Origin of the sequence: Mesorhizobium sp. ORS 3428 (assembly GCF_001854785.1) — a bacterium.
Classification (GTDB): Bacteria; Pseudomonadota; Alphaproteobacteria; order Rhizobiales; family Rhizobiaceae; genus Mesorhizobium.
Genome location: NZ_MDFL01000166.1, coordinates 1 through 19,712, shown reverse-complemented (window position 1 = coordinate 19,712; position 19,712 = coordinate 1). Strand labels below are relative to the sequence as shown.

Annotated in this window: 15 protein-coding genes and 1 riboswitch; of the genes, 4 read left to right on the top strand and 11 right to left on the bottom strand. The window is 59.3% G+C overall.

The features are described from left to right. Positions 1-488 (bottom strand): LysR family transcriptional regulator (locus tag ORS3428_RS28525; RefSeq protein WP_122984393.1); only part of this gene is annotated, 488 nt, incomplete at its 3' end. Positions 489-916: 428 nt separating this feature from the next. Here ORS3428_RS28525 and ORS3428_RS28520 point away from each other — a divergent pair. From ORS3428_RS28520 to ORS3428_RS28510, 3 genes are all read left to right on the top strand, one after another. Next, positions 917-1,714, top strand: coding sequence for a calcium-binding protein (locus tag ORS3428_RS28520; protein ID WP_071101616.1), 798 nt, complete (start codon positions 917-919; stop codon positions 1,712-1,714). 351 nt (positions 1,715-2,065) lie between these two features. Continuing rightward, on the top strand, positions 2,066-3,736 hold the full coding sequence (locus ORS3428_RS28515; protein WP_071101615.1) for a type I secretion system permease/ATPase: 1,671 nt from the start codon (positions 2,066-2,068) through the stop codon (positions 3,734-3,736). A 106-nt stretch (positions 3,737-3,842) separates the two neighbouring features. Then, positions 3,843-5,156 carry an HlyD family type I secretion periplasmic adaptor subunit gene (locus ORS3428_RS28510; protein ID WP_071101622.1) on the top strand — a complete coding sequence of 438 codons (1,314 nt, stop codon included), beginning with the start codon at positions 3,843-3,845 and terminating at the stop codon, positions 5,154-5,156. Between the two features lie 322 nt (positions 5,157-5,478). Continuing rightward, a riboswitch (TPP riboswitch) is annotated at positions 5,479-5,589 on the top strand. A gap of 489 nt (positions 5,590-6,078) precedes the next feature. On the opposite strand, the gene ORS3428_RS28505 is transcribed toward ORS3428_RS28510, so the two are convergent. The 7 genes from ORS3428_RS28505 to ORS3428_RS28475 form a co-directional block, all read right to left on the bottom strand. After that, on the bottom strand, positions 6,079-7,782 hold the full coding sequence (locus ORS3428_RS28505) for a GMC family oxidoreductase (protein ID WP_172833741.1): 1,704 nt from the start codon (positions 7,780-7,782) through the stop codon (positions 6,079-6,081). Between the two features lie 35 nt (positions 7,783-7,817). Next, positions 7,818-10,115, bottom strand: coding sequence for a xanthine dehydrogenase family protein molybdopterin-binding subunit (locus ORS3428_RS28500; RefSeq protein WP_071101613.1), 2,298 nt, complete (start codon positions 10,113-10,115; stop codon positions 7,818-7,820). Further along, positions 10,112-11,095, bottom strand: coding sequence for an FAD binding domain-containing protein (locus ORS3428_RS28495; RefSeq protein ID WP_071101612.1), 984 nt, complete (start codon positions 11,093-11,095; stop codon positions 10,112-10,114). The genes ORS3428_RS28500 and ORS3428_RS28495 overlap by 4 nt, the downstream gene beginning before the upstream one ends. Next, on the bottom strand, positions 11,095-11,541 hold the full coding sequence (locus tag ORS3428_RS28490) for a (2Fe-2S)-binding protein (protein ID WP_071101621.1): 447 nt from the start codon (positions 11,539-11,541) through the stop codon (positions 11,095-11,097). The genes ORS3428_RS28495 and ORS3428_RS28490 overlap by 1 nt, the downstream gene beginning before the upstream one ends. A 478-nt stretch (positions 11,542-12,019) precedes the next feature. Then, positions 12,020-12,766, bottom strand: a complete 747-nt coding sequence (locus ORS3428_RS28485; RefSeq protein ID WP_244508134.1) for an SDR family NAD(P)-dependent oxidoreductase — start codon at positions 12,764-12,766, stop codon at positions 12,020-12,022. 43 nt (positions 12,767-12,809) lie between these two features. Beyond that, the gene (locus ORS3428_RS28480; RefSeq protein WP_071101611.1) at positions 12,810-14,252 is read right to left on the bottom strand and encodes an NAD-dependent succinate-semialdehyde dehydrogenase; all 1,443 of its coding nucleotides are present in this window, start codon (positions 14,250-14,252) and stop codon (positions 12,810-12,812) included. A gap of 268 nt (positions 14,253-14,520) precedes the next feature. After that, positions 14,521-14,910 carry a cupin domain-containing protein gene (locus ORS3428_RS28475; protein ID WP_071101610.1) on the bottom strand — a complete coding sequence of 130 codons (390 nt, stop codon included), beginning with the start codon at positions 14,908-14,910 and terminating at the stop codon, positions 14,521-14,523. 307 nt (positions 14,911-15,217) lie between these two features. Here ORS3428_RS28475 and ORS3428_RS28470 point away from each other — a divergent pair, with 307 nt between their 5' ends. Further along, positions 15,218-16,693: an MDR family MFS transporter gene (locus tag ORS3428_RS28470; RefSeq protein WP_083355330.1), complete on the top strand. Its 1,476-nt coding sequence runs from the start codon at positions 15,218-15,220 to the stop codon at positions 16,691-16,693. Between the two features lie 141 nt (positions 16,694-16,834). On the opposite strand, the gene ORS3428_RS28465 is transcribed toward ORS3428_RS28470, so the two are convergent. The 3 genes from ORS3428_RS28465 to ORS3428_RS28455 form a co-directional block, all read right to left on the bottom strand. Then, a complete protein-coding gene (locus tag ORS3428_RS28465) occupies positions 16,835-17,638 on the bottom strand; it encodes an enoyl-CoA hydratase-related protein (protein ID WP_071101618.1) in 804 nt (267 codons plus the stop codon). After that, positions 17,631-18,668, bottom strand: coding sequence for an acyl-CoA dehydrogenase (locus ORS3428_RS28460; RefSeq protein ID WP_071101609.1), 1,038 nt, complete (start codon positions 18,666-18,668; stop codon positions 17,631-17,633). Before ORS3428_RS28460 ends, ORS3428_RS28465 begins: the two co-directional genes overlap by 8 nt. Continuing rightward, positions 18,665-19,712, bottom strand: a 1,048-nt coding sequence (locus ORS3428_RS28455; protein ID WP_083355329.1) for an acyl-CoA dehydrogenase family protein, incomplete at its 5' end; no start/stop codon positions are given. The genes ORS3428_RS28455 and ORS3428_RS28460, both read right to left, overlap by 4 nt.

The window sequence follows — 19,712 nt, the reverse complement described above, 5'->3', positions numbered from 1 at the left end:
GCCTTAGGATGTGCGTTCGAAAGAAAAGCATCAGGAAGAATGAGAAAATCCAGATCGCCGCGCCGAAGTGCCTCCTCGCCAGCATCGGCAGGACTGACCAAATCAAAGGCAACAGAAGGAGCATCTCGTGCAACGCGCTCCACGACCTTTCGAAAGAACACGAGCGTCATGAAGTCGGAAACCATGACCCTGAAACGGCGGTCCGACTGGGTGGGATCGAACGCGCTCTGGCACAAAACAGAAATCTGGAGCTGCAAAAGAATGCCGCGGACCGCGGGGGCAAGCATTTCGGCTCGCGGCRTAGCTAGAAGCTTGCGGCCGCTCATCGTAAAAAGTTCATCTTGAAAATAGCCGCGAAGACGAGCCATTGCGGCGCTCATGGCTGGCTGACTGAGATTGATGCTTCGCGCCGCAGCGGTAAGGTTGCGCTCGGTCATTAGCGCATCGAACGCGACAAGAAGATTCAGATCCAGGCCCTTAAACCGCATTCGAATCCACAACCTGAATGGTTCGCATCCAAACAATCATTTTTACAACGCGCCACCAAGCTTGAGCAAGTTCCGTGCACCCGATCAACATTGTCGACGGCGAACGGGTGCAGCCGCTTGGCCCATCAGCACATCACCGACGGCTACAGCGGGTTACCGGCACAGTCGCGCAATCGGCAGATTGGAGGCCGCAAACAATCTCGTCGCGCAATGACCCCATGTCCGATCACCATGAGGCGCTCTGGTGACCCAAGCGGATACTAGGAACGTGGCAGGTCAAAGATCGGACCGGCACGGCCGGCGACGCGGCGACCTTGCAGCGACCCTCTGACATCCATTTTATGGATGGTAGCCATAAAGACAATCCATTTKTGGTGGCTCGTCAATCCACGTAAGGGCGATGGGCTTCATTCACAAGGAGTGTCGGCATGGTCATTAACGGTGGTCCGAGCGACAACAATGCCATGGGCGGTGGCGGCGACGATCTTGTAATAGATCCCACCGGCAATGACTGGCTCGACGGCGGCGGTGGCAACGACTTCATCTCGGCCGGAGAGGGCAACGATCGAGCCTTCGGCGGCCTGGGCAATGACAGCGTCTTCGGCGAAGASGGCAACGATTACCTTTACGGCGACGATGGCCCCAACCGACCAAGTCCGGCCGGTCAGGATAATGACAAGCTCTACGGCGGTCCCGGCGACGACGTCCTTTTCGCAGGCAATGGCGGAGATCTCCTGTTTGGAGGCGAGGGTAGCGACACTTTCGTGTTTCAGTCCCACAACCCGACCCCCGGGGCGGTCGTGGAGGGCGCGTCCGAAACCTACGCAGCCATAGTGGATTTCGACCCGGGTCAAGATACCCTGGCGTTCGATGCGAAAGGGTATTACGCGGACGGCCTAGGAGCAAATTTCGTCAGTCACACCAGCTCGCGACCTGGTCATCCGGTGGACATGTTTTATGCCGGCGCTGCCTCGGGCGCGAATGGCGAGCACGTCGTGGTGATTACCGACAGAAGTTTTACCGATGGCGGCGGAGCTGCGAATGCAATTTCCGGCGAGCACGCCGGCGATATCATCGCGTACTTCAACGACACCACACGCACGGTTCATCTGGGCTTTGTTACAGCTGAAAACAAGGTGGACGAATTCGGTCAGTTGATCGGTCCCCACAGTCCGGCCGATCTCGGCGGGCTGCACCTGAGTGCCGAGGACTTCGCCTTTGTCTGATCCGGCAAATCCGCACGGAAAAACATGCTCGTCATCCCTGTGGAAAGATCGTTCTGCTATTCGGCCTTCTGCTCGTGGCGCAACGAGCARCCGCGGTGTTGTGAATGTGCAGGAGCCTGTGCGTCCTTAACAAATCAACCTCTTCTCGCTTGATGACATCGAGCGGGAGGTCGTCGCCCTGTCCGACAGCAACGGTAGTCATCTGCAGTTAAGACTGGCAGGTCTGCGGATGTTGTGGGCTAATCTGGAGCGTCTCTGTCCGTGTCTTAGCGTTGCTTTACTCATGCCGATGCCAACATCCGAGACCTTTCGCTTCATTGCTGAAAGTTTTCCCAAATATAGGCAACCTATGTGAGGCCTTTCCTTTCGATCTCTACAATTGTTGGGATTTTTTTTCTCAGTGGAATTGTAAATATACTTTCACTAACATCGCCGTTGTTCATGTTGCAGGTCTATGACCGTGTTTTGGYAAGCGGAAGCGTTCCCACACTGGTTGGTCTCGCGGTCCTCGCTGCGGGGCTTTATGCGTTCCAAGCGCTGCTCGACATCCTGCGTGCCCGCGTTTTGCTGCGGATCGGCGAGYAGTTCGATGGCCAGTTCTCCGGACGCGTTCACGATGTCATCGTTCGTCTTCCGCTGTTGATGCCCATGCCAGGCGACGGATTGCAGCCGCTTCGTGATCTCGACAATATTCGCGGGTTCCTCGCTGGAAATGGTCCCATGGCATTCTTGGATCTGCCATGGATGCCACTGTACTTTGGCATTTGCTTTTTTTTCCATTTCTGGCTCGGCATGACCGCGTTTGTCGGGGCGGTCCTGCTCATATCTCTGACGCTTCTTACCCATGCTTTGTCGCATCGGCCGATCCGCGAAGCGATCACGCACAACATAGTCCGGAACGCTCTGTTAGAAGCAGYGCGCCGCAATGCCGAGGTCGTACAAGCTCTCGGTCWGCGAAATCGGATCGCGATCCGATGGCGCAAGGCTAACGATGAGTACCTCGTCGCTAACCGGAAAGCCGGTGACGTGGCCAGTGGGCTCGGAGGCGTTTCGAAGTCACTACGGATGATGCTGCAATCGGCCATTCTTGCAGTCGGCGCATGCCTCGTCATCATGCACGAAGTTAATGCTGGGGTTATCATTGCAAGTTCGATCATGATGGGACGCGCGCTCGCGCCCGTCGATCTGRCAATCTCAAGCTGGAAGCCATTCGTGATGGCCCTTCAGAGCTGGGCGCGGCTGAGAGACCTTCTGAAAGAAGGCCTGCAAGCCGCTCCGGTAATGCCGCTACCCGCACCGGTGCGCGAATTGCGCCTTGAGGGTGTGACAATAGTTGCGCCAGGTAAAATGAAGCCGAGCGTGACCGGCATTGAATTCACACTTCAGGCCGGAAGCGCACTCGGCATTATTGGCCCGTCCGGTTCGGGCAAGTCGATGCTCTCGCGCGTCATTGTCGGCGCATGGAGTGCCGCTGCCGGAAAGGTTCGCATTGACGGCGCAAGCTACGATCAATGGGACCGGGAAGAGTTGGGCCGTCATATCGGCTATCTTCCTCAAGGAGTCGAACTGTTCAACGGGACCGTTGCTGAAAACATCGCTCGTTTTGAGCATGATCCTGATCCCGACGCAGTGATAACCGCAGCAAAGGCCGCGGGTACCCACGAACTGATCCTGGGATTGGAACGGGGCTATGAAACACCAATCGGTGTGGCCGGCGCCTCACTTTCCGCTGGACAACGCCAACGCATCRGGCTCGCCCGTGCTCTCTACCGCGATCCTTTCCTTGTTGTTCTTGATGAACCCAACGCAAATCTTGATGCGGAGGGCGAAGCCGCCGTCATTAAGGCGATCGCCTCGGTGCGCGCACGTAGGGGGATTGCCGTCGTCGTCGCTCATCGCCCGAGCGCCATTGAGGCCGTGGATCAGGTTTTAATGATGGAAGGGGGCCAACAGAGAGCCTTGGGTCCACGCGACCAAGTGCTTGCCGCGGTTTTGAAGCGGCGGCCGAGGGCACCAGTCTAGGACAGATATAGGCTGGGATGGGCTTTTGGAATGTGGCTTTGCAAGGATTTGCAAAACAAGGACTTACATGGGGCAAAGCGAAGCGGCGGTCCAGAGGGAGGGTCCGATGTCCAACATCGATAAAACCAATGAGGTTTCCCGATCCATTCGGYACCACCTATTGGCAGGCGTTCTGGCGAGCGCAGGTCTTGTTGGAGGGGCCGGAGCCTGGGCGGCCGTCACAAATCTCTCCGGTGCGGTTATYGCGTCCGGCCACTTTGTCGTCGGTTCTTATGTGAAGAAGGTACAGCATCCAACAGGTGGGGTGGTGGAAAAAATCCTGGTGCACGAGGGCGAAAAGGTAAATGCCGGACAGGTTCTCGTGCAATTAGACCCCACTCGCGCGCGCACCAACCTCGCTATTGTCACGAACCGCCTTGATGAGCTGGCGGCCAGACTAGCTCGACTCGAAGCTGAGCGCGATGAGTTGACGGAGATTGTCTTCCCAGACTGGCTGCTGGCCCGCAGAGAGGTTGCGGAGGCGRCCTCGGCAATCCACAGTGAGAAGCGGTTGTTCGAGTCCCGCAGACAGTCCCGTGAAGCAAAAAAAGCTCAACTGGCGGAGCGTATTGCTCAGTATGCGTACGAGATCGAAGGCCTTAAGGCGCAAGAAATTGCCTATAACAGGGGCATCGACATTCTGGAAAAGGAAATTGCTGCTTTGAGTGGGCTGCGCGAACAACGCATCGTGTCGGACCAACGCTTGAACAGCCTGAAAACTCAGCTTGCCACGTTCGGCGGCGAACGCGGTGAGAAGATCGCTTATCAGGCACAAACGGCGGGCCAAATAGCCGAAACGCGCCTGCAGATCGTGCAAATCGACCATGATCTCAAGGCAGAGGTTGGCCGGGAGTTAACCGAAGTTCAAGCGCAGCTGGGAGAAAACCTTGCACGCAAGGTAGCAGCCGAGGACGAACTCAGACGAAGCGATATTGTCGCGCCACAGTCAGGGGTCGTTTATCAACTCACAGTCCATACGATTGGCGGTGTGGTCGCACCTGCAGATCCAATCATGCTAATTGTGCCCGAAGGCGACGAGCTCGCGCTGGAAGCGCGAATTCAACCGAGGGATATCGACCAGATCCAGCTTGGTCACAAGGCTATGCTGCGGATGTCGGCCTTCAACCTGCGGACCACGCCGGAACTGACCGGATATGTGAGCCTGATCGCGGCCGATTTGGCAACCGACGAAAAAACAGGGGTTTCCTATTACTTGGTGCGCGTGTCGGTTCCTCATGCGGAGCTGACGAAGCTAAAGGACTTAACGCTCGTGCCCGGCATGCCGGCCGAAGCGATGATCCAGACCGCAAGCCGCACAGTACTTTCCTATCTTGTGAAACCGCTCGCCGACCAGGTGGGTCGCGCGTTCCGCGAGGAATAGAAGTTCAGGTTTAAAGCCCAGCTGCGAACGTGAGCGCAATGCAGGGGAAAGTAAGCAGCCGTCCATAGTCGCCATTTCCGATCCCGATCGTCAGCTCACCTTGGTCGTGACGAGGTGGCCGACACGCAAAGATTATCGTCCAAAAGCCAGRCATCCTTGGCGTTAGTGGTTGAGTGAAGCTCGCTCAGGCAGGTTAGCTCCAACTGCGRGGGTCTGCCATGCCTCAAACGGGCAGCGTTTGTCGCCAGCTCGGCGCGATCATTCCTATCGATACGCGTTTGGCATGTCGCAGTTGACACACACCCAGCATCGTCCAACCTAAGCTACTCACCAGGGGAGTCCCGGCAAGGGGCTGAGATACTGCCAATTGCGCGCAGTGACCTTGAACCTGATCCAGTTCATACTGGCGTAGGGACGGTGCGAGGCTCCGCCGGTCGGCGATCCGGCTTCGGTTTTCGGGCAATGCCCGTATTCCAGGCGAAGCGTCACTTCCTCCTCACCGCGTGAACTAGCGTCGAAAAGGTTTATCATCGAGGACCCTGTCGGTGAATCTGGCGTCCCGTCGAGCGGGGATCGGTCGACTTCATTGAGACGGACCGGTCATGTCGCCCGAGGRCCACTCCCGGGCATGTGAACGTGGCGATTACGTCGCCCGGCCAGAACGGGTTTAATCCCGGGGACGTCRTGCACCACCCCTACCGGCTCGCGCATCCTATTGGCCACAGTGATCTCGGCCGAGCGTAGCGAAGCGGGCTGTTAGCTTGAAGCTTTTAGCGAGTTCATCCAACCCATCCAGAGCTACCGCGTGTGGCCGGGCCATCGTGCTCGAGGCGAAAGRTCTTTAACAAAAGAGTGGCTGCCGGCAAACTGGATTTGACGGCAGCCAAGTTGCCTTGGGAGGCTTTTCCGGCGATTTGCGGTTTCAGCTTTCTTTGTGGAGTATTTCTGCCATTCGTTCGCCGATTAGAACGCAAGCGGCCATCGTGGCGGAGCTGACGATATGCGGCATGATCGAACCATCGGCGACCCGCAAGCCTCTTACGCCCTTCACCCGCAGTTGTCCGTCGACGACCGCATCCTCGTCCTTGCCCATGCGACAAGTGCCAACCGAGTGGAAGAAGCTCGACGCGCCGTCGCGGATGAAATCGGCCATTTCTTCCTTGTCGAGCTTCTTGCCTGGGGCTACCTCGCGGATGGCAAAGGGCCTGATGGCTTGCGAATTTCCAAGCTCGCGGCAGGCTTCAATAGCGGCGGCCAAGGCGGCCATATCGTCTGGATGAGTAAGTAGCCTTGCATCCAGGATTGGATTGTCGGCGGGATTTGCGGATCTCAGCTTCAAGAAGCCACGGCTTTTCGGCGCAACGAGCCCAGYGCACAAGGCCCAGGCCGTAGTCGGCGGTGCATATCGTGCGATGATTTCTTCCGTGGCATAGGGAAATTCAAGCTGAACGATATTGAAATCGGGGGCGGAAAGTGACGCTTTGCTCTTCCAGAAGCCAGCGACGTTCGCTCCGGTATTCAGCAATGGGATTGRCTGCGGCGATTCCCACAGACACGCCGCATGTAAGGTGTGATTGTGGTAGTTGGCGCCCACATCAGGTGAATTCACCAGCGTCTTGATGCCGTGCGGCTTGAGGTCCTTTTCGTTCCCGATGCCACTCAACATCAAGATCTTGGCACTATTCATTCCACCTGCGCACAAGACGATCTCGCGGTCGGCGCAAAATAYGACGATGCGGTCTCCAAGGTCGACCTCGACAGCAACGGCCCGATCTCCATCCAAGAGGACGCGGTGCACATGGGAGTTGGGCAGCACCGTGATGTTTTCCTGCCCCAAGACATCGTAGAGGTATGCGTAAGCCATACTATGGCGTAGGCCGTCGCGCACAATGTGATTCATGTAAGCGAACCCGCCATCCATCTCCTCACGGGCACCGTTCTGATCGGACAATACGCGGTGACCGCATTCCTTTGCCGCCTCTAGCAGGGCCGTTCCAACTGCTGAATGGCCAGCGGCGGGCTGGACCCAAACCGGCCCCCCCGTGCCGCGATAGCGCGCGTCGGCTGGTCCATGCCAGTCTTCTAGATCTCTGAAAATTTCCAGCGCGTGCTCATATCCCCACAAAGGCTCACCGGAGATTTCAGCCCATTCATCCAGGTTTGCCTTGAAYGGACGTGACCATGTCAATGCGTTCGTGCTGCTGCCCCCGCCGACAACACGGCCCATAGACTCTCTAATAATTCGGCCATTCATGGAGGGCGAAGGCTCGGAGAATACGTTCCAATCCAAATCGTTTCCGATATTTTGAACCCACAAGTTGGGGTCCAGCACCGAAGCTGCCGTATCCCAACCTCCGGCTTCGAGAACGAGTATGCGCGCTGATTTCTTTACTGCGGCGAGGCGCCCCGCAACTGCCGAACCGRCACAACCTGTGCCACAGATGATATAGTCGTAGCTCCCCTTCAGGTCTTTGCGCCGGGCATCCTGATTGGCACGGATTTCGTTTAATTGGTCCGCCAGCGCCGGAATAGATGCGTTGATCCTCCCAATCCAGGGCACCGTCGAGGACGATACCCVCCTTGCCGATCCAGGCTTTTCCCGTGTTGTCATGCCTCCGATGGTCATTCGCATCCTCGCTCTCGAGCTTCCGCGCCGTCTCTCTAGATCAACTTCTCCAGCGTGATCGGCAGATCCCGTACCCGCTTCCCCGTCGCATGAAACACTGCGTTGGCGATCGCGGGCGCCACCCCGACGATGCCGAGCTCGCCGACGCCCTTGCCGCCGAGGGCGGAGGAGTGCGGGTCGGGGATGCCGACCGAGATCGTCTGGATGTCGGGAATGTCGGCATTGGTCGGCAGCATGTAGTCGGCGAAATTGGAGTTGACGATGCGGCCGTGGCGGCGGTCGACGATACCTTCCTCGAGCAGCGCCTCGCCGATGCCCATGATGATGCCGCCCTTCCACTGGCTTTCCGCCAGCTTGGGGTTGTAGAGCCGCCCGGAATCCAGCGCCGAGACCACGCGCGACACGCGCACCGTGCCGAAGTCTTCATCCACCCGCACCTCGACGAAATGCACGCACCAGGAATGACGCGAATAGTCGCCTTCAGTCGGTGGGAAAGACATGGCGATTGTGGTGTAGTTCGTGTAGCGTTCTTCGAGCGTCGAGTTAACTGGCATTGTGTCACCCTTGGCTCTGATTTGATCGCGGCCAACGGCCGACATCAGCTCGGCGATCGATAGCTCCGGCCCGTCGCCGCGCGGAGAGCCGAYGCGGCCGTCCTTCACCGCAAGCGTGTTCGCCTGCAGTCGATGGAAGGGTGAGCGCGGATCGGAGAGCGCGAGCCCGATCAACTCATCCAGCGCTTGGCTTGCGGCCTTATGGACGGCGCCGGTCATGATCCCGGCAAGCCGCGAGCCACCGGTGACGCCGGCGCGGGCGAAATGCGAGTCGCCGAGCTTTACCGAGACTTGGYTCACCGGAACGCCGAGCGTCTCGGCGGCGGTCTGCGCCAGAATCGTATAGGTGCCCTGGCCCATGTCGATGGAGGAGCTTTCGACCTCGACCGAGCCGTCGAACATGACCTTCACCACAGCCTCGCCGTGAGCCCGCTGTACGGGATAGGCAMCCGCTGCCACGCCCCACCCGATCAGCTGGTGGCCTGCGCGCATAGAGCGTGGCGCGGGCGAACGTTTTGCCCAGCCGAAGGCTTCGGCGCCGACGGCAAACGCCTCGCGCAATTGCCTTGTCGACCACGCCTTCTTCGCATGCGGGTCCTGCTCGGCATAATTGATCAGCCTGATCTCCAGCGGATCCAGGCCCAGCTCATAGGCGAGCTCGTCGATCGCGCATTCGATGCCGAACGCGCTGGGGTTCTCACCTGGGGCGCGCTTCGGGTTCGGCAACACGGTGTTGAGCCGCACCACATCCTGCCTCGAGGAGAAATTGGGCGTGTCATAYATGATCGAGGTGATGGAGCCGACTGCTTCCACCCACATGCCTTCGAGAGAAACCTCGCTGACGCCACGGTGAATGATGGACTGAATCCTGCCAGCCTTGTCGGCGCCGAGGTCAATCGTTTGACGGGTAGTGGCGCGGCCACCATAAGAAGTAAAATTCTGCGAGCGGGTAAGCATCAGCTTGACCGGCCGTCCAAGCATCTTGGCCGCTGCAGCCGCCACCGCGCTGTGGGCGAGCGCCAGCGCCTTGGAGCCAAAGCCACCGCCGATATACGGCKAGACGAGCCGCACATTCTCGAATGGTATGCCAAACCACTCGGCATAGGTGCGCGCCATGCCGTCCAACCATTGGCTGGGCTCCCAGATGGTGAGCCGGTCGCCTTCCCAGCGCGCAATCAACCCATGCGGTTCGATTGCTGCGTGAGCTGATCGTTGCGTATTGTACACGRCACTGAGATGCACTGGGGCTTCAGCAAGCGCAGCCTGCGCGTTGCCCCATTCCTTAGTCATGCCCTCGATCGATATAATTTCACCAGCCGTTCCGTCCCCTAGCTCGACTAGAGCCGGGGCCTGGTCGTAGTCCGCCATGACCAAAGCCGCGGCGGAGACCGCCTGCTCGAAGGTCTCAGCGATCACAACAGCGATGTGCTGGCCGCAATATGTCACCTCGCGCGCAAGCGGGCAGAAAGTTCGTTGGGGAGCAAGCGGGTTCCCGAACCAATCCGACGCGACTGACAGCTTCATGATCGTATCCGGCGTCAGCACCGCAATAACACCACGCGCAGCCTTTGCCGCCTGCGTCTCGATCGACACGACCCTGCCCGCAGCGATGGTGGAGTCGACGAGCACCGCATGAGCCAGCCCTTCAAGCTGCTGCTCGACGGCGTAGCGGGCGGCGCCGGTGATCTTGGCTGGGCCGTCGACGCGCGACAGGCGTCCGCCGACGGCTTCGAGGCGCGCGCTGTCGGACGCGGCGTGTTTCACGTCATGAACGGTCATGCCGTCTCTCCCAATATGAGGATGGCGCGCGCGATCACGCGCGGCGCCAATGCGATCTTGTAGTGGTTGGCGCCATGGTCGACGGCGCCCTGCATGGCGAGCTCGCTCGCCTCGCGGATCGTCGCTTCGTCGAGCGCTTTGCCTTTCAGCGCGTCCTCGACGGCGCGCGCCCGCCACGGCTTGGTGGCGACGCCGCCGAGCGCGACGCGGATGTCGCGGATGGTGCGGCCGTCGCCTTCGAGTTCCAGTCCGACCGCCGCGCTGGCGGCCGCGAACTCATAGGACTGGCGGTCGCGCACCTTGATGTAGGTCGAGCGCCTTGCCACCGCTGAACCGGGGATTTCGATCGCCGTGATCACCTCGCCCGGGCGGATGTCGTGCTCCTGCTCGGCCGTCGCGCCCGGCGCGAGGAAGAAGTCCTCGACCTTGAGCCGCCGCTCGCCGAGATCGACCTCGGCGTCGAAGGCGACCAGCGCTACGGCGAGATCCCCCGGATAGGTGGCGATACACGCTTCGCTCACGCCGAGCACCGCATGGCCGCGCGTCACGCCGCCGATCGCCGAGCAGCCGCTGCCCGGCTCACGCTTGTTGCAGGCCGGGAAATTGGCGGGATCGCGGAAGTAGGGACAGCGCGTGCGCTGCATCAGGTTGCCGCCGATCGTCGCCATGTTGCGCAATTGCGCCGACGCCGCCTGCCAAAGCGCTTCCGAGACCGCCGGAAACAAGCTCTTCACTTCGGCATGGTCGGCGACGTGGCTCATCTTCGCCAGCGCGCCGATCAAAGCGCGGTCGGCGGTGACGTCTATAGCGTTGAGCCCTTCGATATGGCTGATGTCGATGACGGTGGCGGGTTCCACGACGCCACATTTGGCGAGGTCGATGAGCGTCGTGCCGCCGGCGAGCAGCATGGCACCGGGAAGGGCGGCCGCGTTGCGCGCAGCCTCGATATTGTCGGCGCGGAGGTAGGAAAAATCTCTCATCAGCGCAGCTCCCGTGCGGCCTGGCGGACGGCGGCGACAATGTTCGGATAGGCGCCGCAGCGGCAGAGATTGCCGGCYATGTATTCGCGGATTTCCTCGTCGGAGCCGGCATGGCCCTCGCGGATGCAGGCCACCGCCGACATGATCTGGCCCGGCGTGCAATAGCCGCACTGGAAGGCGTCCTGCTCGAGGAAGGCGGCCTGCACGGCGTTGAGCGTGCCGTCCGCGTCGGCGAGCCCCTCGATGGTGGTGATCGAGCGGCCTTCAACCTGCGCTGCCAGCGTCAGGCAGGCCAGCACCCGCTCGCCGTCGACATGGACGGTGCAGGCGCCGCACTGGCCCTGGTCGCAGCCCTTCTTGGTGCCGGTCAACGCAAGTCGCTCGCGCAGCGCGTCGAGTAGCGTCACGCGCGGCTCGACGTCGAGCGCGTGGTCGCGGCCGTTGATGGCGACATGGAGGGAGAGTGTGGTGGGACTGGGGGTTAAGCCGTCGGTGGCAACGCCATTTCTGAAATGGCCGTCTTCGGGAGGATCGATGATGGTCTGGATATGGCTTGTCATGGGCGTCGGGCTCCGATTGCTGGACGCTGGGATGGAGATGGGACGGGCGCGCCGAGCTGCTGCCGGGGTTATCAATAATGCGCAACGCCACCCCGGGTCCGCTTCGTCAATTTAGAAGCATGGCACGGCCGCGCAATTCTGGCTTGCACGCTTCCCGTCGACATGAAGATGGGATCATGTGAACTGAAGTCCGAAGCCGACAGGGCCATCGTATAAGCGCTTCCTTTGCCCTCCTTCCGCCTTCCGTCCTCCCGCCCTCAGGGTGGGGTCTTGTTCTCTTCGATCGCAGGGGCATCTGCTTCTCGTCCACTGAGCCGACCATCTCTGCAGCGGGCTTTAGTGCTTAGGGCCCTGTCACGCGCGATCAGGTGATCGTAACCCCGCTATCAACCGAGAGGATGTGACCCGTCACCACACCTGACTCGGCGGACGCAAGATATAACGCCGCGTGGGCGACATGCTGGGGCTCGCCGAGACCGACCAAATGCCGGCTAGCGAGGGACTGAACCGCCGGCTGGCCCYCTAGCGCCCTAAGAACCCGCTCCGTTCTTGTTATCGAAGGCGCTATGGCATTCACTCGCACGCCCTGTTCACCGAACTCAACGGCGGTGGCGCGAGTCAGCGCTGCAATCCCACCCTTCGCGGCTGAATAGGCGCTCATGTTGCGCATACCCACAAGAGCTACATGAGATACTGTGTTCACGACGGAACCACCGCCACGCTTGATAATTTCTGGGATACCGAACCGACAACAAAGCCACGTGCCGAACAGGTCAACTCGCATGACGCGCCAGAATTCATCGATTGTTGCGCTAACAACAGAGCCGTCGTTTCGGCTTGAGCCGCCAGCATTGTTGTAAAGAACGTCGAGCCCACCAAAATGCGCGACCGCAGTGGAGATTGCGTGCTGCACACTGGGCTCGCTACTGACGTCGGTTTCGCAGAACAGTGCATCGCCCCCGGCCCTCTCAATCATGCGAACGGTCTCGGCACCTCCCTGCGCGTTGATGTCGGCAACGGCGACCATGGCACCCTCCTGGGCAAACAGGACGGCGGCCGCTCGGCCAATTCCACTGCCGGCGCCGGTTATGAACGCGACCTTTCCTTCCATTCTTGGCATGCTGTTTTCTCTCTCCTCCACATGTGTCCGAGGCTTATTCGATCTGCATGTGGGTAACGAACTTGGTGTTGAGGTAGGCCTCAAGGGCGTCGGCGCCCCCTTCTGTCCCATAACCCGAATCGTTAATGCCGCCGAACGGGACTTCGGGCAGTGCAAGCCCGAAATGATTGATGGAAAGCATGCCCGAACGGATGTTACGAGACATCTTAGCCGCACTTTCGGCCGACCGCGTGAAGCCGAAAGCACCCAAACCGTAGTCCAGCCTGTTTGCTTCGTCCAAGGCCGCGTCGAGCCCGCTGACAGGCATCATCAGCGCAACGGGCCCGAACGGCTCGTCGTTCATGATCCGCGCCGATACAGGCGCATTGGAGAGGACTGTCGGCTCGTAAAAATATCCGGAATTGCCAATCCGCTTGCCGCCGGTAACAAGCTTAGCACCGCTCTGAACGGCTTCCTGCACCAGCGTGCTAACGGATTGCAATCGCCGCTCGTTGACTACGGGGCCCATGACCGTGCCTTCTACAAGGCCGTCCCCCACCTTGATAGTCTTTGCTACTGACGAAAAACGATCGACAAATTCATCATAGATATCCTCTTCAATGAGAAATCGAGTTGGGGACACGCACACCTGACCGGCGTTGCGATACTTGGAGCGGGCCATCAATTCCGCGGCTTGTTGAACCGGCGCGTCCTTCAACACAATGACCGGCGCATGGCCGCCGAGTTCCATCGTTGAGCGCTTCATGTGCTGTCCGCAAAGGGCGGCCAATTGCTTGCCTACGGCAGTCGAGCCGGTAAACGATATTTTTCTGACAGTCTGATGGGGCACCAGATGACCCGATATCTGCGCTGGATTTCCATAGACAAGATTGATCACCCCGGCCGGGATACCAGCATCTACGAACGCGCGAATGAGCTCCGCCGGTGAACCAGGGGTATCTTCGGCAGCCTTAACGATGATGGAGCAACCAGAGGCAAGAGCAGCGGAAAGCTTCCGCACGACCTGACCGATTGGAAAGTTCCAAGGGGTGAACGCTGCAACGGGACCAATCGGCTCCTTATAGGATACCTGGCCGATATTCCCTGCGCGGGCAGGAATGGATCGGCCATAGGTTCGCCGACCTTCCTCGGCGAACCAGTCTATCAAGTCCGCCGCCGATAGGGTCTCCATTTGAGCTTCGACCAAGGCCTTGCCTTGCTCTGCAGTCATGATGCGGGCGATCTCATTCGCGCGCTGCCGCACTAGATCGGCTGCATTGCGCATCAGCTTGTAGCGATCGAACGCTGCGGTCTTGCTCCAAATGGCAAATCCCTTGCCAACGGCAGCCAGTGCCTGGTCCAGATCGGCAACGTCGGCATGAGCTACATGGCCTAAGATGCCTTCATTGGCGGGATTGATGACAGGAATCGTTTTGCCTGACGCCGATGGCCTCCACTTTCCATCAATGTGCAAAAGCACGTTTTCTGGATAAGACATCTTCGCAACTCCTTTGCAGGACGCTTCCCGTCGAGAAATTTGCAGCGCAAAATCGCCTTCTTAAGTGTTTTTCACTACAATATCGCGCTTCTGTCGAATTGAGTGAATTTTACCTTCACTTGGCAGCCAGAACTTTGCAGAAAGAATCGCCGGCCCTCCGATCGAAGCGAAACTCCGATCGGCCGCAAACTCGGCATTTCTTTTTTACACATCACAGAAAGCCTCAAACTAGGGCGACGGCACTGGCAAGCGACAGGCTGGCATAAATTCAAACGGCGCCATCGTTTTTGAAAAATCGGTTAGGCTTTAGAAAGAAAGACAAGGCAAGCGCACCGTTGGGCGAGACGACCCTGTGACGATTTCCGCCCGGACGCCAGACGTAGTTGCCGGCGGTGAGGTTGCCTTCATGATCGGCTACGCTGCCCTCAAGGAGAAAACTCTGCTCAATCTCCACATGTTCGTGGTACGGCAGCGTGGCACCGGSCTCGAACTTGAACAGCCCGGTCAGCAGGCCGCTTTCCTTATCTTCCATCAAGATCTTCATTGTGACGCCGGGGTACTCGGTCGGCTGCCAAGGAAGTGCTTCGACATCGACGTAACGCGACGACAGCGCATCGAGGGCTGACTCGGTGGCTAGATGAGGCGTGCGTGGGGCCATAACTATTCTCCATTGGTCGATTGCGATTTTGAAAAAGTCGCATATTGCGATTAATTGGTCAATTCCCTATAAAAGAGAAATCTCTAGCCAATTCGTGACGACAGACCACAAGGGGTTCGATCGACGCGCACCGGGAGGAGGCCCCGTACCCACCTTTCAGGCGCGCTGAGAACAAGGAACCGGCCGGCAGCCCGACGTTTTGTTGCGAGCGACACGAGCTTGAGAACACGAGGCACGAAGCGTGGCGCCGGGCTGCCGGCATCAAGGCGTGCTTTTACGCTTGGCACCCGTTTTGAAGGATGTCGAAATGTACCAGACTGCCGACAAGCCTACGTCGATGGGGACAACAGCCACGCCGGTTGTGAGCGAGAGCGACAAGAATGCCATCGTTGGCGGCGTGCTTTTGTCGATGCTTCTGGCGGCGCTTGACCAGACGATCGTCGCGCCTGCCTTGCCGACTATCGCGCGTGCGCTCGGCAATGCGGAATACCTGCCCTGGATCGTAACCGGCTACTTGCTCACRGCCACGGCGATGGCACCGCTCTACGGCAAGATTTCGGATGTCTATGGTCGCCGACGCGTGGTTTATGCTGCGGTATTGATCTTTTTGCTGGGGTCTGTGGTCAGCGCGCTCGCACCGAACATGCTGGTATTGGTCCTTGGCCGGTCGATCCAAGGCGCGGGAGGCGGGGGCCTATGGGCCCTTGCACAAATTATCATCGGTGACCTCGTGCCTCCGCGTGAAAGAGCCCGATACGTGGCCTGGATAGCGGTGACCTGGGCAGTCGCGAGCATTGCCGGGCCGGTGCTCGGAGGGACATTCGCGGAACATCTCCATTGGTCGCTGATCTTCTGGATCAACCTGCCGCTCGGCTTCGCGGCGATGGCGATCATCAACAACCCTCTGAAGAAGCTCCCGATCCTGGCCAAGACTCACCGAATCGACTGCCTCGGCGCCCTCCTGTTGATCAGCGCGACGGCGCTTCTGTTGTTGGCGCTCAACTGGGGTGGAAGCACCTACCCCTGGTTCTCTCGCGAGACCCTGTCGCTCGTGGCCTGCTCGGCGCTGCTTTGGTCGTTGTTCGCGGCCAGGCTAGTGAAAGCCCCCGAACCGCTTATCTCACTCGAGGTGCTTAGCAACCCGATTGTGCTTGCTGGTACACTTTCGATGTTTCTGCTACAGGCGGCTAGCATTGGCATATCGGTCTACCTGCCGATTTACCTGCAGGCGATACTTGGGCTCTCGGTTAGTGAATCCGGCACTGTTATGCTTGGATTGCTACTCGGCACGGTCGCGGGTGCCACCTTCAGCGGTCGCATGATCCCGCGCCTCACGCATTACAAGCGCATCGCCATGGCTGGCATGGTCTTAGCCATCGCCTGCCTCGGTGCCCTCAGCATCGTGGCCGAAGGCGCCTCAATACTTGAGGTTGAAATCTTGACCACTCTGATCGGCCTCGGTAGCGGAACCACCTTTCCAGTGAGCACCGTCTCGGTCCAGAATGCCGTGGACCGCGCACATCTAGGTGTCGCCACCGGAGTGCTGACCTTCCTGCGCTCGCTTGGAGCCGCGCTTGGCGTGGCTGTGCTCGGCGCGGTTGCTATGGGCGCTGGCTTGCCAGTTGCCGCGGGCACGCTCGTCCACGTCGAGACCTCRCCAATGCCATTCACCATGATCTTCGTCGCAGACGGCTTTATTCTTGCGTTTGCGTTGGCTGCTCTGTCTTTGATACCGCACAAGCCCTTGCGCGGCCAAACCGAGCACCCAGTTCTTTCGGAGTGACTGCGCAGACTTTGCCAGCCGGCCGAGGTTTAAGTTTGAGAGAAGGCARCACTTCGGTGAAGCCAAGCGCCGACGTTTTCGGCCTCTGATGCGCTTAGAAGGCAGGCCGATGCACTGCCAAGAAATTCACTATAGTACTCATCACCGACCTAAAAAGAGCGGAGGACGTTTCTGAAGCAGTGCGTTTATTGCTTCCCTGTGATCCGAGGTGTGTTGCACGATCGCCTGATAGGACGCAGAAAGCTCAAGACATGATTGCAAACTCATCTCGGCTGCGTTGCGGATAAGGCGGCGGTTCAGTCGAGCACTTAATGGAGGGAACGAGGCGATTTTACGCGCGACCTTCAAAGATTCCGACAATAAATTGTCCTCTGGCACGATGCGGGAAACGAGGCCCCACCGCTCTGCCTGCTCCGCACCAATAAGGTCGCAGGTCAACGACATTTCAAGCGCGCGCGGCATGCCAATAACGCGCGGAAGGTACCAGGCGCCGCCGTCTCCAGGTACCAAGCCAACCCTTAGATAGCTTTCGRCGAACTGTGCTTGGGGGGCGGCTAAGCGGATGTCACACATGCAGGCGAGATCGCACCCTGCACCGACGGCTGCTCCGTTGACGGCTGCGATCGTCGGAACATCCAGCTTGGCGAACGCCAATGGAATCTTCTGGATGGCATTGCGATAGCCCTCCATCATGTCGAATGGCGGACCATGGAACATGGGGTCGTCACCGTCCTGCATGTCGCGGACATTGCCGCCCGAGCTGAACGCATCGCCCGCGCCAGTTATGACAATGCAGCCGAGCGCTGGGTCACGGTTGGCACACTCCAGAAACCCCACCAAAGCCTTGATTACAGGTGACGACAGCGCGTTCCGTGTTGCTGGGTCATTCAACGTCACAACGGCCAGGGGCCCATCTCGCTCTATTTGGACTTCGGGGTCAGACATGTGGTGCGTCTCCTTGCGAACCATCAACCAAAAAACTCCACAAGCGCCCTTCGCCAGATCGCATTGCCATCTCGCCGATTGTGCGCTCGCAATCGTCCTGCCGACCCCAATGGTCGCGCCAGACCCACAGCCGCTTGGTATAGCAGTGAAGGAGGTGTTCCRCCGTGAAGCCTATGGCGCCGAATAGCTGATGACCGGTAGAAGCGGCAATAGTTGCTCCCCGACCCGCTTGGGCCTTCGCCGACAGCCAGCCCAGTCGATCGTGCACATTTTGCAAGGCTTGGCCAAGCACCGCTTCCGTGACGGCCAGCTCGCTCGCGACATCGGACAGAAGATGTTGTATAGCTTGGAACCGGCCGAGCGGCCGCCCGAACTGTGAACGCGTATTCACGTGGTCGATGGCCAACTCCAGGATCTCACCCATCGCSCCAGTCATGGCGGCTGCCGTTAAAAGGGCTCCGCTGCGTGCGATTTTCTCATACTGCGCGCGGCCAACGGACAGAGCCCTCACATCAAGGGCATCCTCCGGTGCAAGACGAACCCAAGGTTYCCCCGCCAGATCACCGAATGTCTGAGCATTCGCCGTCGAGACCGACAGGATGAAGCAATTGCCGGACAAATCAGTCGCCCGTGCATAGACCTGCCTGCAGCCTGGAGAGAGYGGGGCCTCGATCGGCCGCCCCGAAAGGCACGCCTGGCCTTTGTGCTTCGACAGGATAATGTCGCTGCGGGCAGTGATGCTGGAGGTCGCGGGATTGTGGCCGAACATCACTGCTACAGGAGCCGCAACAAGCATTTCAACCATCGGCAAAGTCGCAGCGTGGCGGCCCCATATACGCAGAATTTCTGCCGCTTCCTCGATCGTCAGACCCGCGCCGCCCGCATCTTCGGGCAGCAGCGCCAAGTTCAGACCGGATTTGTGCACCTCGGCGAAAAGTTCTGCGCTCTGCAGTTGCTCCCGGCAGCGTTTTCCGAATTGCGCCAGAATACGGCTAGCGGTCTGCGCCAGCATTCTTGAAACGTCGTTCATCTCAACCCCAAATGGCGTGCGACGATTCCCTTGAGGATTTCGCGAGTCCCTCCGCGTAGGCTAAAGCTGGGCGCATTCAGAATTGCCGAGGCTAAGGTCGTTGTTAGGTCGTCGCCGTCTTGTCTAGGGCTGAGATCGATCAATCTGCGCGAAACCTCGGCGATATCTTGCTCGAKGGTGGTGCCGATATCCTTCAYCATGGTTGCCTTCTGGCCGACATCTTCGTGGCGGCCCAAGGCCTGGTTGATTTCAAGCGAAAGCGATCGAACGGAATGGAGCCTTCCGACGAGACGGCCGAGTTCGATCGTCGCGTGGCGGTCGGGGTCGCGCGCGATATAGGACGATAGCATCGACAACATGGGAAACGTGGACAGGATGCGATCGGGGCCGCTTCGCTCGAAGGAAAGCTCCTCCATCACAAGACGCCAGCCTTGCCCCGGTTCGCCGAGCAGATGCTCTTCATCCACAAAACAGTTTTCGAAAAGGACTTCGTTGAATTCGTCCACTCCAGCCATGTTGGTGATGGGCCTGACGGTGACGCCCTTGTTTTCGAGGGGCACGACCAACTGGGAAAGTCCGGYATTCCGATCCTCCGATCTGGGAGAGGTGCGGCAGAGGACGATCAGGTAATCGGCATGATGTGCATTCGTTGTCCAGATCTTGCGTCCCTCCAGAACCCACCCGCCGTCCACTTTCGTGGCGCTTGTGCGGATCGACGACAGGTCCGAGCCTGAATCGGGTTCGCTCATGCCGATGCCAATGGTGCAGCGGCCTGCTGCGATTTGTGGCAAGACGAGATGTTTCAGATGTTCCGTGCCGTTGCGTAGGATTTGCGGGCCACTTTGCCTGTCAGCAATCCAATGAGATCCAAGAGGCGCACCGGCCGCGAGCAGCTCCTCGATGACCACATATCGTTCCTCCGGGCTGCGGTCGTGGCCACCAAACATTTTCGGCCAGGTCATGCCGATATAGCCCTGGTCTGCGCATCTAATCGAGAAATCGCGGTCGAATGTGGTCCAAGACTGGCCGGCTCTAATGCGGCCG